The organism is Hydrogenophaga sp. GW101-3F08 (assembly GCF_059424585.1).
In genome coordinates this window covers 96,516-110,042 of sequence record NZ_JBWKZP010000006.1, presented here as the reverse complement: position 1 = coordinate 110,042, position 13,527 = coordinate 96,516, and the positions used below count along the sequence as shown (strand labels likewise).

At 66.2% G+C, this 13,527-nt stretch carries 10 protein-coding genes; 6 read left to right on the top strand and 4 right to left on the bottom strand.

Features of this window, described 5'->3' with window-relative positions; genetic code table 11:
- Positions 1 to 28 precede the first annotated feature (28 nt).
- Complete coding sequence (locus AC07YZ_RS16210; protein WP_494795453.1) at positions 29 to 1,795, top strand: sensor domain-containing diguanylate cyclase; 1,767 nt, start codon at positions 29 to 31, stop codon at positions 1,793 to 1,795.
- Between the two features lie 69 nt (positions 1,796 to 1,864).
- On the opposite strand, the gene AC07YZ_RS16205 is transcribed toward AC07YZ_RS16210, so the two are convergent.
- The 3 genes from AC07YZ_RS16205 to metK form a co-directional block, all read right to left on the bottom strand.
- Positions 1,865 to 2,677 carry an SDR family oxidoreductase gene (locus AC07YZ_RS16205; protein ID WP_494795452.1) on the bottom strand — a complete coding sequence of 271 codons (813 nt, stop codon included), beginning with the start codon at positions 2,675 to 2,677 and terminating at the stop codon, positions 1,865 to 1,867.
- A gap of 31 nt (positions 2,678 to 2,708) precedes the next feature.
- The gene (locus tag AC07YZ_RS16200) at positions 2,709 to 4,784 is read right to left on the bottom strand and encodes a PAS domain-containing sensor histidine kinase (protein WP_494795451.1); all 2,076 of its coding nucleotides are present in this window, start codon (positions 4,782 to 4,784) and stop codon (positions 2,709 to 2,711) included.
- Positions 4,785 to 5,025: 241 nt separating this feature from the next.
- Positions 5,026 to 6,210 (bottom strand): methionine adenosyltransferase, encoded by a 1,185-nt coding sequence (metK, locus tag AC07YZ_RS16195; protein ID WP_494795450.1) that lies wholly within the window; start codon positions 6,208 to 6,210, stop codon positions 5,026 to 5,028.
- A gap of 220 nt (positions 6,211 to 6,430) precedes the next feature.
- Between metK and AC07YZ_RS16190 the strand changes: the two genes are divergently transcribed.
- Together AC07YZ_RS16190 and AC07YZ_RS16185 are read left to right on the top strand one after the other, a co-directional pair.
- Positions 6,431 to 7,321 carry a lysophospholipid acyltransferase family protein gene (locus tag AC07YZ_RS16190; RefSeq protein ID WP_494795449.1) on the top strand — a complete coding sequence of 297 codons (891 nt, stop codon included), beginning with the start codon at positions 6,431 to 6,433 and terminating at the stop codon, positions 7,319 to 7,321.
- Between the two features lie 27 nt (positions 7,322 to 7,348).
- On the top strand, positions 7,349 to 8,272 hold the full coding sequence (locus AC07YZ_RS16185; RefSeq protein WP_494795448.1) for an LpxL/LpxP family acyltransferase: 924 nt from the start codon (positions 7,349 to 7,351) through the stop codon (positions 8,270 to 8,272).
- Positions 8,273 to 8,304: 32 nt separating this feature from the next.
- Here AC07YZ_RS16185 and yihA read toward each other — a convergent pair whose 3' ends face one another.
- Positions 8,305 to 9,096 (bottom strand): ribosome biogenesis GTP-binding protein YihA/YsxC, encoded by a 792-nt coding sequence (gene yihA / locus AC07YZ_RS16180; protein ID WP_494795447.1) that lies wholly within the window; start codon positions 9,094 to 9,096, stop codon positions 8,305 to 8,307.
- A gap of 102 nt (positions 9,097 to 9,198) precedes the next feature.
- Here yihA and AC07YZ_RS16175 point away from each other — a divergent pair, with 102 nt between their 5' ends.
- The 3 genes from AC07YZ_RS16175 (at position 9,199) to ccsB (ending at position 13,500) form a co-directional block, all read left to right on the top strand.
- Positions 9,199 to 9,813 carry a c-type cytochrome gene (locus tag AC07YZ_RS16175; protein ID WP_226491779.1) on the top strand — a complete coding sequence of 205 codons (615 nt, stop codon included), beginning with the start codon at positions 9,199 to 9,201 and terminating at the stop codon, positions 9,811 to 9,813.
- 172 nt (positions 9,814 to 9,985) lie between these two features.
- A complete protein-coding gene (locus AC07YZ_RS16170; RefSeq protein ID WP_226491780.1) occupies positions 9,986 to 12,130 on the top strand; it encodes a cytochrome c biogenesis protein ResB in 2,145 nt (714 codons plus the stop codon).
- Complete coding sequence (gene ccsB / locus AC07YZ_RS16165) at positions 12,127 to 13,500, top strand: c-type cytochrome biogenesis protein CcsB (protein WP_494795446.1); 1,374 nt, start codon at positions 12,127 to 12,129, stop codon at positions 13,498 to 13,500. Before AC07YZ_RS16170 ends, ccsB begins: the two co-directional genes overlap by 4 nt.
- The last annotated feature ends 27 nt before the right edge of the window (positions 13,501 to 13,527 follow it).

Here is a 13,527-nt window from a genome sequence, read left to right as displayed (position 1 = left end):
CGCGTTACAAATGTTTACGATGCCGGTCATGGATCGATCCACCGCCCCCCCCAACCCGGCCCATCGCTGCGCCGCTGCCATGCGCCGGATGGTGGGGATGGTGGTTGTGCTGCTGGGCCTGGGGCTCGCCCTGTGGATCGGCCCTGCCCGGGCCACCGAGGGCGAAGGCGACGTCACCCTGCAGACGCATTTCTGGGTCGACGAGTCGGGCACGAAGGGCATCGCCGATGTGGTGGCGCTGCCGCCCAACAGCTTTCAGCCCATGGAGACATTCCGCGTCTTCCCGCTCGACGGCACCGCCCTCTGGATGCGCCTGGAGCCGCCCCGGCTGGACACCGCTCAGCGCTGGTACCTGATGCTGAGCGCGGCTGCCTTCACCAACGAGGCCACCCTGTACAGCCGGGGGCCCAATGGCGCCTGGCGCGAACAGCGCTCCGGCGACCATCTGCCGGTGTCGCAATGGGACCACCCGGACCAGACCCCCGTGTTCGCCCTCGATCCCCAGGCCGCCGGTCCGGTCTGGCTGCGCGTGGTGAACGCGCCCGCGCCCACGAGCCCGCGCCTGCAGCTGTTGACCGAAAACAGCCTGCAGGAGAAGCGGTACTGGACCTTCCTCATGATCGGCGGCTACCTGGGCTTTGGCCTGCTGGTGTTCTTCCTGGGCTGGGTGCACGCGCGCCTCTACGCCGACCGCGTGTTCATCGCCTACTGTTGCTACGTGGCTTGCATGCTCGGCTTCCAGGCCGCGTTCACGGGCATCGGTGGTCTGTTCTTCTGGCGCGACTCGGCCTGGTGGAACGACGTGGCGCCGGCCGTGTTCATGCTCTGGCTGACGGCCTCCGGCATCTGGTTCGTGCGCGAGGTCTGCGCGGTGTCGCGTTACCACCGCGGTGTGGACCGCTTCGTGCTCGCCTGGTCGGTGTTTGGCCTGCTGTATGCCGTGGTCTACGTGGCGTGGATGAGCCCCACGGCCTTCCTGGTGCTCAACCTCTACGGCCTGCTGTCGGTGCTGCTGAGTTTTTCCCTGTGCATCTGGACCTGGCGCCTGGGCGAGACCTACGCCGGCTGGATGGCGCTGGGCTTCCTGCCGGTGCACCTGGGCTACCCCTTTCCTGCGCTGCGCAGCGCCGGCGTGTTGCCCGACAGCTGGGCCACGCAGTACGCGGTGCTGATCGGTTCGGCCATCGAGATTCCGCTGTTGCTGTACATCCTGCACCGCCGGGCCAAGGACTTCAACGAGAACCGGGCCCGTCTGCGCGCCATCGACAGCACCGACCCCCTGACCGGCCTGACCATCGCGCCCGTGCTCCACCTGCGCCTGCGCGACGCCATGCGCCGTTCCCGGCGCTATGGCCACCCCTGTGGCCTGGTGCTGGTGGAGCTGTCCAACCACGGCGAGATCGTTGCCCGCGAGGGCCGCGAGGCCGGCGACCGCGCGCTGGTGGTGGCCGCTTCGCGCTTGTCGGCGGTGGTGCGCGAGGTGGACACCGTGTCCCGCATCGCCGACACGCGCTTCGCGGTGCTGGTCGAAGGGCCGCTGCGGCCCGAAGAGCTCAAGCTGCTGGCCCAGCACATCGTGGCCAAGGGGCTGGAGCGGGTGCCCGCGCTGCCGGTTGAGCTGCCGCTGCGCTTTCGCCTGGTTTCGGCCACCTTGTCCGAAACGGCCAAAACGGCCGACGAGCCGGTCGACGAGATGCGGCTGCTGGAGCGCCTGAACCAGGCGCTGGACCGGATGGCGGTGGACCCGCGACGGGTCGTGCTGCATCTGCCGCAGAGCGTACCGGCCCGGTTGTAGGGCGATCGGACTGGGGGCGTGCGCGTCGTCCGGGCCCGCGTCAGCGGTGGGCCTGGGCCCAAGGTGCGCTCAGAAATGCGCCAGATAACCGCCGTCGACCACCAGCACCTGGCCGGTGACGTAGCTGGCGGCTGGGCTGGCCAGGAACACCGCCGCCCCGGCGATCTCGGCCGGCTCGCCCCAGCGGCCCAGCGCGCTGCGCTGGCGCAACCAGCCCAGGGTCTGGGCATCTTCCACCATGGCCGCGTTGGTCTCGGTGGCGAAGTAGCCCGGGGCGATGGCGTTGACGTTGATGCCCTGCGGGCCCAGCTCGGCCGCCAGCGCGCGCGTCATCGCCTCCAGCGCACCCTTGGTGGTGGTGTAGGCGGCGTCGCCCGCGCGGGCGATCGGCCCGGCGATCGACGTGACGTTGATGATGCGTCCGAAGCCCTGCGCGCGCATCGGGCGCGCGGCTTCGCGGCACAGGTGCCAGGCGCAGACCAGGTTGGTTTCGAGCAGCTCGCGTAGGGCCTGGGCTGGCAACTGGTCCAGCGGCTCGCGCCGGCGCTGGCCCACGTTGTTGAGCAGCACGTCCAGCCGCCCGCTGTGCGCCAGCAGCTGGGCCAGGGCGGCGCTGGCGGCGGCCTCGTCGCTCACGTCGAACGGCAGGGCATGGGCGCTGCCCCCCGCGGCCTGGCCGGCCGCCCGGGCCTGGGCCACGGCGTGTTCCAGGCTGGCGGCGTCGCGGCCGTTGAGCCAGACGGTGGCGCCGTGCGCGGCCAGTGCGCAGGCCATGGCCAGGCCCAGGCCCCGGCTCGCGCCAGTGACCAGCGCCACCCGGCCGTGCAGGGCAAAGAGGGCGGTGGGAACGGTGGATGCGCGGGTGGGAAGGCTGGGGTTCACGCCGCGATTATCCGGCGTGCCCGCGCGCCGCTCAGGCGCTCAGTTCGACCAGCGACGACTTCGGAAAATCGAGCTCGGGCTCCAGGCCTTCGAACGGCAGGGTGAAGTAGAAGGTGCAGCCTTCGCCAGGTGCGGTTTCGGCCCAGATGCGGCCGTTGTGGCGCTCGATGATGCGCTGCGCCAGGGCCAGCCCGGTACCGGTGCCTTCGAAGTCCATGGAGTGGTGCTGGCGCTGAAACATCACGAACAGGTTGTGCGCTTTCTCCAGATCGAAGCCCACACCGTTGTCGTGCACATAGAAGGTCCGCCCGCCCACCGGGTTGACCTTCCAGCCCACTTCGATGCGGGCGTTTTCGCGCGGCCGGGTGTACTTGACCGAATTGCCCAGCAAGTTGCTCCAGGCCTGGGCCAGCAGCATGGCGTCGCCACGCACCACCGGCAGATCGTCCTCGACCACCCACTCGATGGAGCGGCCCGGGTTCTCCTGCTTCAGGTGGGCGACGATGCCCTCGAGCAGGGGGGTCAGCGGCACGGGCTGCGACTCGATGGTCACCCGGCCCAGGCGGGCGTATTCGAGCAGGCCCTCGATCATGTGGCTCATGCGCTTGCTGGCCGTGGCGGTGGAGTTCAGGTATTGCTTTACCAGCTTGTCACTGGACTCTCCCAGCTGCTCCTGCAGCAGGCTTACGAAGCTGGCGATGTGGCGCAACGGCGCGCGCAGGTCGTGCGACACCATGTGCGAGAACACGTCCAGGTCCTTGTTGGCCGCCACCAGTTGCTGGGTGCGCTCGGCCACGCGTTTTTCCAGTTCCCGGTTGAGGTCGTTCATCACGTCTTCCAGGCTCTTCGAGGCGGTCATGTCGCGCGTGATGCTGGACAGGCCCTGCAGTTCACCGGCTTCGTTGCTCAGCGCGGTCAGCACGGTGTGGGCCCAGAAACGGGAACCGTCCTCGCGCAGGCGCCAACCCCGCGTTTCCCACTGGCCATGGGTCTTGGCCAGGCGCAGCACCTGGCCGGGATCGACCTCGTCCTCCCCCGCGTTTTCGGGCGCCAGCAGGGTCGTGTAGGGCTGACCGAGCATTTGCGAACGGCGGTGGCCGTGCATGCGCTGGGCACTTTCGGTCCATTCGGTCACGGCACCTTCTTCGTCCACGAAATAGATGCAGTAGTCCTGGATCGCATCGACCATGAGCCGGTAGCGCTGCTCACTCTGGAACAGCTCGGCGCTGCGCTCGCGCACGCGCTCTTCCAGATCGCGGTTGGCTTCGAGCACGAACTCTTCGGTGCGGCGCCGCTCGCTGATGTCGTGCAGTTCGATGAAGATGCCTTCCACGTTGCCATTCTGGACGTCCGGGATGTAGTGGATTTCATAGAAGCTGCGCGTGCCGTCGGCGGACGTGCGCTCGGCTTCGAAGCTCTGCACATGCCCACTGAGCGCTTCGGCCACGCGCGGCAGGATCTCGGGCAGCAGGTCGGGACGCACGACCTGGGTCAGGTGCGATCCCACCATTTCGCCAGCGAGTTTGCCGTAGCGGCTGGCATGGGCCGTGTTCGCGAAGCGGCAGATCAGGTCTTTGTCGTAGTAGGCCAGGCGCGCCGGAATGCGGTCGGTGATGGTCTGCAGGAAACCATCGTGGGCGGCAACGCGTTGTTCAGCGGCCTTGCGCTCGCTGATGTCGACCAGGGTGGTGTTGCTGTACAGGAACGTGCCTTGTTCGTCGTACACCGCGGTGGACGAGAACAAGGCATGGAAACGGCGGCCGTCCTTGTGCAGCACCTCGATTTCCAGCGGTTCGGTCTGCCCTTGCTGCAGCAGGGTCATCAGCCGGCCCTGGATCGCGGTGCGCCAGGTCGGGTCGATCAACTGGAAGATGTCCATTCCTTCCTGCACTTCCTCACGGCGGTAGCCCAGCCAGCTCAGGAGCGTCTGGTTGATGTTGACCAGACGCAGCTGCGCATCGAGCGACAGGTACCCACAAGGGGCGTGGTCGTACAGCGCTTGTGCGCGATCAAGGGCTTTCTGGAGTTCGTGGGTGCGCTGGGCCACCAGCGTTTCAAGGTCCGTTGGCGGGGCGTCGGTTCGTTCCGGGCTGTTGTTGGGGTGCATGGAAGGCTCCAGATCGTTGCGGTGCGCAGCGTGAGTAAGGTCTGTCCAGGTCTTATCGGACGGAAGGGGCGAAAATTCAGGTCAGGCTGAATCCTGCGCTCATTTGAAACCGTATGGCGGGAAAAAAAAAGCCCCTGGCGCATGCACAGGGGCTTGTTGGGGCGGTCATGCAAGCGCGGCCGCTGGCGACGTGGTATAGCGCTGCGCGACGGAGGCGTGCTCCCAGGCCGAGAGTGTGGCCTTACTTGAGGCCTGCGGCTTCCCGCAACGCCTGTGCCTTGTCCGTCTTCTCCCAGCTGAATTCGGGCTCTTCGCGACCGAAATGGCCGTAGGCGGCGGTCTTTTCGTAGATCGGGCGCAACAGGTCCAGCATCTGGATGATGCCCTTGGGGCGCAGGTCGAAGTGATCGCTGACCAGCGCGGCGATGGCTTCGTCCGGGATCACGCCGGTGCCCTCGGTGTAGACCGTCACGTTCATCGGCTTGGCCACACCGATGGCGTAGGCCACCTGGATCTGGCACTGGCGCGCGATGCCTGCGGCCACGATGTTCTTGGCCACGTAGCGTGCGGCATAAGCGGCCGAGCGGTCGACCTTGCTCGGGTCTTTGCCGCTGAAGGCGCCGCCGCCGTGCGGGCAGGCGCCGCCGTAGGTGTCGACGATGATCTTGCGGCCGGTCAGGCCGCAGTCGCCTTGCGGGCCGCCGATGACGAAGCGGCCGGTCGGGTTGATCAGGTAGCGGGTTTCCTTCAGCCACTCTTTCGGCAGCACCGGCTTGATGATCTCTTCGATGATGGCCTCGTTGAACGATGCCTTCATCTTGTGCGGTGTTTCGCTCTGGTCGGGGCTGTGCTGGGTGGAAAGCACCACGGTGTCGATGCTGTGTGGCTTGCCGTCCACATAACGCATGGTCACCTGGCTCTTGGCGTCGGGGCGCAGGAAGGGCAGGCGGCCGTCTTTGCGCAGTTGCGCCTGGCGCTCCACGAGGCGGTGTGCGTAGTAGATGGGCGCGGGCATCAGCTCGGGCGTTTCGTCGCAGGCGTAGCCGAACATCAGGCCCTGGTCGCCGGCGCCGATGTTCAGGTGGTCGTCGCTCGCGTGGTCGACGCCCTGGGCGATGTCGTTGCTCTGCTTGTCATAGGCCACGAGCACGGCGCAGCCCTTGTAGTCGATGCCGTACTCGGTGTTGTCGTAGCCGATGCGCTTGATGGTGTCGCGTGCGACCTGGATGTAGTCGACGTGCGCATTGGTGGTGATTTCGCCGGCCAACACCACGAGGCCGGTGTTGGTGAGCGTCTCGGCGGCCACACGGGAGCGTGGGTCTTGCTTGAAGATCGCGTCGAGGATGGCGTCGGAGATCTGGTCGGCCACCTTGTCGGGGTGGCCTTCAGAGACGGATTCGGAAGTGAAGAGAAAGTCGTTCGCCATATAAACTCCGGTTAGGTTGATCGGCGTTGCCGGTCTTCAGAGTTCGGCGAACGCTTTAGCGGAATTTGTGAATCGCCCCGCAATTAGTTCAATAACTCGGCGATGGGCGTAGTTTAAATCAAGCGCCGTCGCCATCGCCGAAAACCCTTTTCGCCGAGGGCGACGCGCCACCCCGAAGAATACCGCCGTCGCCGGCCACGCCCGTCCATCCGAGCACTTCGTGACTGCTTTCGTACAACTGGTTTTCCGTTTCCTGTCCTGGATGCCCTTGCCCGTGCTGCACGCGCTGGGCTGGCTGCTGGGTTGGCTCAGCTTCCTGCTCTCGGGTCGCTACCGCCGCCAGCTGTTTGCCAACGTGAAGCAGGCGGGTTTTTCGCGGATGGTGGCTTGGTCCTCGGTGGGCGAGGCGGGCAAGCTGGTGGCGGAGCTGCCCCGGTTGTGGCTGGGGCGCCCGGTCCGCGTGGGCTGGGAGGGTGCGGCCCACATCGAAGCCGCGCAGGCGCACGGGGCGGGGGTGTTGTTCCTCACGCCACACCTGGGCTGTTTCGAGATCACCGCGCAGGCCTATGCCCAGCGTTTCGGGCAGCAGCAGCCCGTCACCGTGTTGTTCCGTCCGGCCCGGCAGCCCTGGCTGCGCGAACTGGTGGCCAATGCGCGCAATCGCCCGGGGCTGAGCACTGCGCCGACCACGCTGGCCGGTGTGAAACAGCTCATCAAAGCGCTCAAAGCCGGGCAGGCGGTGGGCCTGTTGCCCGACCAGGTGCCCCCGGCCGGGCAGGGGCTCTGGGCGCCTTTTTTTGGCCGCGAGGCCTACACCATGACGCTGCCGGCGCGCCTGGCCCATTCGGGCGGGGCCCGGGTGGTGCTGATCTGGGGTGAGCGGCTGAGCTGGGGACGGGGCTATCTGGTGCGGGTGCGCCCCCTGGGACCGGCGGGCGCGGACACGCTGTCCACCGATGCGCACGAAGCGGCCCGACAGATCAACCGGGCCATGGAATCGCTGGTGCGAGAATGCCCGCCGCAGTACCTGTGGTCCTATGCCCGGTACAAGGTGCCACATGGCCAGGCCGGCGCGGACGTTGGCCCCGGCACGTCGCTCCCTTTGCGGTAAACCCCTTTCAAGGCCTCCTTCTTGTCCATGTCGAAAACCACCGAAACCGCTCAGCCATCGGAGGCGCCCCAGCGCTGGAGCGACCGCCTGGGCCTGGGATTCATGCGCCTGCTGGCGCGCCTGCCGCTGTCCTGGGTGCGGGGCCTGGGCTGGCTGGTGGGGCAGGTGCTGCATCTGGTGGCCGCGCGTCGGCGGCGCATCGCGAGCACCAACTGGGCGCTGTGTTTTCCGCAGGACAGCGAGGCCCAGCGGCGCCGGGCCGTGCGCCAGCATTTCGTGCACTTTGCCCAGGCCTGGCTGGACCGCAGCTGGCTCTGGGAAGCGGACGAAGCCACGGTGCGCGCCCGGTTGCGGATGGTCGGCGCCACCCACGAGCTGCAGGTGGAGCAGCCCACGGTGATCCTCGCGCCGCATTTCGTGGGGCTGGATGCGGGGGGCATGGCGGTGTCGCTGAACATGAAGCGCCCACTCATCAGCATTTATGCCGGGCAGCTCAACGAAGCGGTGGACCAATGGATCCGCGCGGGGCGGCTGCGTTTTGGCGACGTGAAGCTGGTGGAGAAGCACCAGGGGCTGCGCCCCGTGATCCATCTGGTGCGCGGCGGTGGCGCGTTGTACCTGCTGCCCGATATGGACATGGGGCCGCAGGAATCCGTGTTCGTGCCCTTCTTCGGCGTGTCCACCGCGACCGTGCCGACCCTGCCGCGCATCGCCCGCCTGGGCCATGCGCGGGTGGTGCCGGTGATCAGCCGCATGACGCGCGAGGGCTACGACGTGGAGGTGCTGCCCGCCTGGAGCGACTACCCGGGTGAGGATGCGGTGGCCGACACCGCCACGATGAACCAGAAGCTCGAAGCCATGATCGCGACCATGCCCGAGCAGTACTACTGGGTGCACAAGCGCTTCAAGACGCGCCCGCCGGGCGAGGCGTCGCTCTACAACGGCGACTGAGCAACCGCAGGCGCCAGCGGTGGCGCCGAGGATCAATCCAGCGCGGGCGGCTCGTCTTCCTCCTCGGCGCTGGCAGCGGCTGGGGCCATCGCGCCGGCGGGTTCGTGGGCCCACTGCCACAGCAGCAGGGCCACTTCGTCCAGTCCCTGCTTCTTCAAGGCGGAGAACAGCTTCGCTTCGCCACCACCGCTTTGCAGCCGCGCGATCGACAGCGCTTTGGCAGCCTCCGAGCGGCTGAGCTTGTCGGCCTTGGTCAGCAGCACCAGGAACTTCAGGCCTTCCTCGACCCGCGGCCGGATCACTTCGAGCAGGATCTCGTCGAGTTCGGTCAGCCCCAGGCGTGGATCGATCAACAGCACCACGCCCTTGAGATTGGCCCGCGTCAGGAGGTAGTTGCCCATGACGCGTTGCCAGCGCAGCTTGGCCTCGCGCGGCACGGCGGCGTACCCGTAGCCGGGCAGATCGGCCAGCACCGCGTCGGTGACGCCCTGTTTGCCGAGCGCGAACAGGTTGATGCTCTGGGTACGCCCCGGGGTTTTGGACGCAAACGCCAGCCGCTTCTGTTGCGTCAGCGTGTTGATGCAGGTCGACTTGCCGGCGTTGGAGCGGCCAACGAACGCGATTTCCGGCATGCCCAGCTCGGGCAGGTGCTCCAGTTGGGGTGCGGTGGTGAGAAAGCGGGCGGTGTGCAGCCAGCCGTGCGCGATCTTGGCATCGACCTGGCCTGGGCCGGCGGTTTTTCCAGCGTGGGCGGCGGCTTGCGCCGCCGGGGCGCCCCGGGTTGGCGGGGCTTTGGGGGGGGCTGGAGTGTGGTGATGGGTCATTTGGGGTTTTCCCGGTGGGGCATTGTAAAATTGATTGGCTAAGTCCAGACACATTGCGAATTTCCTCAACCCGAACCCGTCGCCCCCGACGTCCGCCCAGTCATGAAATTGCCCGTTTCACTTCTTTGTGCCGCTGCCGCCGCAGCCTTGTCGTTCAGTGCCCATGCCCAGTCGGCCAAGCCCGATCTGGCCAAAGGTGCGGCCTTGTTCGGCCAGGTGTGCGTGGCTTGCCATGCTGCCGACGGCAACTCGACCACGCCGGCCAATCCCAGCCTGGCCCAGCAGCATCCGGAATACCTGGTCAAGCAGCTGAGCGAGTTCAAGTCCGGCAAGCGGGACAACGCGATCATGAAGGGTTTCGCCGGCAGCCTGTCCGATGATGACATGCGCAACGTCGCTTACTGGCTGACCGAGCAGAAAGCCAAGACCGGTTTTGCCCAGGACAAAGACCTGGTCCGTCTGGGCGAGCGCATTTACCGCGGTGGCATTGCCGACCGCCAGATCGCTGCCTGCGCCGGTTGCCACAGCCCCAACGGTGCCGGCATCCCCTCCCAGTACCCCCGTCTGTCGGGCCAGCACGCGGAATACACCGTCACCCAGCTCAAGGCCTTCCGCGATGGCACGCGCAACAACAACGCCCAGATGACCGGCGTGGCGGCCAAGTTGAACGACCGCGAGATCCAGGCGGTGTCCGACTACATCGCCGGCTTGCGCTGAGGCAAGCCCCCGGGGATGACCGGGGATATAAGTAATCGTTAATATTTGGCGGCACAATGCGTGAAATTCTCCTTTCGCATTGAACGGCCAGCCAGAATTCACATCACATCAGGGCGCGTTCTGGTTCCACCAGGACCGCCTTTTTTGTTGGACCGTTCCTTTTGAGCCCTTCATGACCGTCTCCACCCAAGGCCTGCAGATCCGCACCGGCTCCCGCATCACCAGCGAACTGGTGGAGTTGTTGTCATCCATGCGTTTTGCCATCTCGCTGTTGACTGTGATCTGCATCGCGTCGGTGATCGGCACCCTGGTCAAGCAGCACGAGCCGCTGAACAATTACGTCAACCAGTTTGGCCCGTTCTGGGCCGATGTGTTTGCCAGCGCCGGCCTCTTCTCGGTGTACAGCGCCTGGTGGTTCCTGCTGATCCTGGCGTTCCTGGTGGCCAGCACCAGCCTGTGCATCGTGCGCAACACGCCCAAAATCTTCATCGATTTCAAGGCCTTCAAGGAAAACATCCGCGAGCAGAGCCTCAAGGCGTTCCCCAACCGGACCGAAGCGGCGCTGGACGAGTCGCCGGAGCTGGCGGCCAACCGCATCGGGCAACAACTGCTCGGCTCGGGCTGGAAGGTCAAGCTGCAATCGCGTGAAACCCCGGCCGGGGTGGGCTGGATGGTGGCGGCCAAGAAGGGTGTGGCCAACAAGATCGGTTATCTGGCGGCGCACAGCGCCATCGTGCTGGTCTGCGTGGGGGGGCTGCTGGACGGCGACTTGATCGTGCGGGCCCAGATGTGGTTCAACGGCAAGACGCCGTTCACGGGCGGTGGCCTCATCGCCGACGTGCCGGCACAGCACCGGCTGTCCGCCAGCAACCCCACTTTCCGGGGCAACCTGCTGGTCACCGAAGGCACCACGGCGGGCACGGCCATCCTGGCCCAGCCCAACGGGGTGTTGCTGCAGGACCTGCCGTTCTCCGTCGAGCTCAAGAAATTCATCATCGAGTACTACGACACCGGCATGCCCAAACTGTTCGCCAGCGACATCGTGATCCACGATCACGAAACCGGTGAGCAGAAACCGGCGCGTGTCGAGGTGAACCACCCGGCGAGTCACCGCGGCATCAACATCTACCAGTCCAGCTTTGACGACGGGGGCTCGCGCGTGACGCTGCAGGCCGTCCCGCTCAACGGGCAGGTCAAGCCGTTCGAGGTGGCGGGCGTGATCGGGGGAACGAGCGCGCTGACCAATGGCGATGACAAGCTCACGCTGGAGTACACCGGGCTGCGCGTCATCAACGTGGAGAACTTCGCCAACGTCAACGGCGGGTCGGACGTGGACGTGCGCAAGGTCGATCTGCGCAGTTCGATCGAAAGCCGCCTGGGCTCCGGGCACAAGACCAGCACCGAAAAAACGCTGCGCAACGTGGGACCGAGCGTCACCTACAAGCTGCGCGATGCCGCCGGGCAGGCGGTGGAGTACAACAACTACATGCTGCCTGTGGAGATCGACGGCGTGCGCATGTTCCTGCTGGGCGTGCGCGAAACCCCGTCCGAGCCCGTGCGTTACCTGCGCATCCCGGCCGATGCGCAAGACAGCATGGACGGTTTCGTGCGCCTGCGCACAGCCCTGGCCGATCCGGCCATGCGCGAACTGGCGGTGCGCCGCTACGCCCTGTCGGCCGTCGAGGGCAACCGACCGGAACTGGCCGAGGCGCTGCAGGTGTCCGCCTCGCGGGCCATTGGCCTGTTCGCCGGGGCCGAGCAGGTGAAGCTGGCGCCCGTGGACGCCACCGGGGCACCGACCCCGATTCGAGGGGGCCTGCAGGCGGTGTCGGCCTTCCTGGAGAGCAATGTGCCCGAGGCCGAGCGTGAACGCGCGAGCGACGTGCTGGTGCGCATCCTCAACGGCACCCTGTTCGAGTTGATGCAGCTCAGCCGCGAGCGCGCCGGTTTGCCGCCACTCGAACGCGGCGACACCACCCAGCAGTTCATGGCGGCCGCCGTGATGAGCCTGAGCGACGCCTTCTTTTACCCCGCGCCCATGACTTTCCAACTCAAGGACTTCAAGCATGTGCAGGCCAGCGTGTTCCAGGTGGCGCGCGCGCCGGGGCAGAACATCGTCTACCTGGGTTGCCTCTTGCTGATCCTGGGTGTTTTTGCCATGCTCTACGTGCGTGAGCGCCGGGTGTGGGTGTGGCTTTCGCCCACCGGAGAGCGGTCGTCACAGGCCAGCATGGCCTTGTCGTCCAACCGCAGGACCATGGAAGCCGACCGTGAGTTCAACGTCTTGAAAAGCCAATTGCTGAAGGTTTCGCCATGAACACCACCTCCGCCACCGTCACCCAGACCATTGAATTGAAGAAGGGCTCCGATGGCTCGGGCATGGAGCCCGGCTATTTCGCCCGCCGCAATGTGTGGGACTGGCTGTTCGCCGTGCTGATGGTGGCCGGGGGGCTGATCGCTTTCTCCCGGTACAACGCGGCCATGGACGTGTACGAGAAAGGCATCCTGATCGGGGCGGTGCCCTCGATGATCTGGCTGGGCTGGTTCTGGCGACCGCTGCGCGTCCTGGTGGTGGTGGTGGGCGCGCTCGCGCTGCTGGCGATCTGGCTGTACCAGACCCCGGCCGGCACGGCCGACCTGGCCCGGGCAGACCAGGTGTTCATGCTCAAGTACTTCATCTCCAGCCAGTCGGCCATCCTCTGGATGAGCATGCTGTTCTTCATGAGCACCGTGTTTTATTGGGTCGGCATGTTCAGCCGCGGTGGCCAGACCTTCGAGCTGCTGGGTTCGCGCCTGGCCTGGGTCGCGGTCACGCTGGCGCTGGTGGGCACCATGGTGCGCTGGTACGAAAGCCACCAGATCGGCCCGGACATCGGCCACATCCCGGTCAGCAACCTCTACGAAGTGTTCGTGCTGTTCTGCTGGATGACCGCGGCCTTCTACCTGTACTACGAAGACCACTACAAGACCCGCTCGATGGGCGCGTTCGTCATGCTGGTCGTCAGCGCGGCGGTGGGTTTCCTGCTCTGGTACACGGTGATTCGCGAAGCGCATGAAATCCAGCCCCTGGTGCCCGCCCTGCAGAGCTGGTGGATGAAGCTGCATGTGCCCGCCAACTTCATCGGTTACGGCACCTTTGCGATCGCCGCGATGCTGGCGTTCGCTTTCCTGATCAAGCAGAGCGCCAGCGAATCGCGCTGGTACAAGCTCGCTCCGTTGTGGCTGCTGGGTGTGGTGCTGTGTTTCGAGCCCATCGTGTTTCGCCAGTCGGCGGCCGAAAAGGGGGGCAGCTACTGGTTCGTTTATTTCGGTATTTCCGCGCTGATCGTGGCGACCATCATGTACGGACGCCACCGCATCGCCGCGCGTCTGCCCAGTTTCGAGGTGCTGGACGACGCGATGTACAAGGCCATCGCGGTCGGCTTCGCTTTCTTCACCATCGCCACGGTGCTGGGTGCGCTGTGGGCGGCCGAAGCCTGGGGCGGCTACTGGAGCTGGGACCCGAAGGAAACCTGGGCGCTGATCGTCTGGCTGAACTACGCGGCCTGGCTGCACATGCGCCTGATGAAGGGGTTGCGCGGCACCGTGGCGGCCTGGTGGGCGCTGGTGGGGCTGGTGGTCACGACCTTCGCGTTCCTCGGGGTGAACATGTTCCTTTCGGGCCTGCACAGCTACGGCGAACTCTGAGTGCGCCGACCCTGGCTCCAGGGTGAG

What these genes read in the sequence shown, in the direction of transcription:
- AC07YZ_RS16210 (WP_494795453.1), top strand. Translation starts at nt 29, where the DNA reads ATGGATCGATCCACCGCCCCCCCCAACCCGGCCCATCGCTGCGCCGCT.
- AC07YZ_RS16200 (WP_494795451.1), bottom strand. Translation starts at nt 4,784, where the DNA reads ATGCACCCCAACAACAGCCCGGAACGAACCGACGCCCCGCCAACGGAC.
- metK (WP_494795450.1), bottom strand. Translation starts at nt 6,210, where the DNA reads ATGGCGAACGACTTTCTCTTCACTTCCGAATCCGTCTCTGAAGGCCAC.
- AC07YZ_RS16185 (WP_494795448.1), top strand. Translation starts at nt 7,349, where the DNA reads ATGTCGAAAACCACCGAAACCGCTCAGCCATCGGAGGCGCCCCAGCGC.
- yihA (WP_494795447.1), bottom strand. Translation starts at nt 9,096, where the DNA reads ATGACCCATCACCACACTCCAGCCCCCCCCAAAGCCCCGCCAACCCGG.
- AC07YZ_RS16175 (WP_226491779.1), top strand. Translation starts at nt 9,199, where the DNA reads ATGAAATTGCCCGTTTCACTTCTTTGTGCCGCTGCCGCCGCAGCCTTG.
- AC07YZ_RS16170 (WP_226491780.1), top strand. Translation starts at nt 9,986, where the DNA reads ATGACCGTCTCCACCCAAGGCCTGCAGATCCGCACCGGCTCCCGCATC.
- ccsB (WP_494795446.1), top strand. Translation starts at nt 12,127, where the DNA reads ATGAACACCACCTCCGCCACCGTCACCCAGACCATTGAATTGAAGAAG.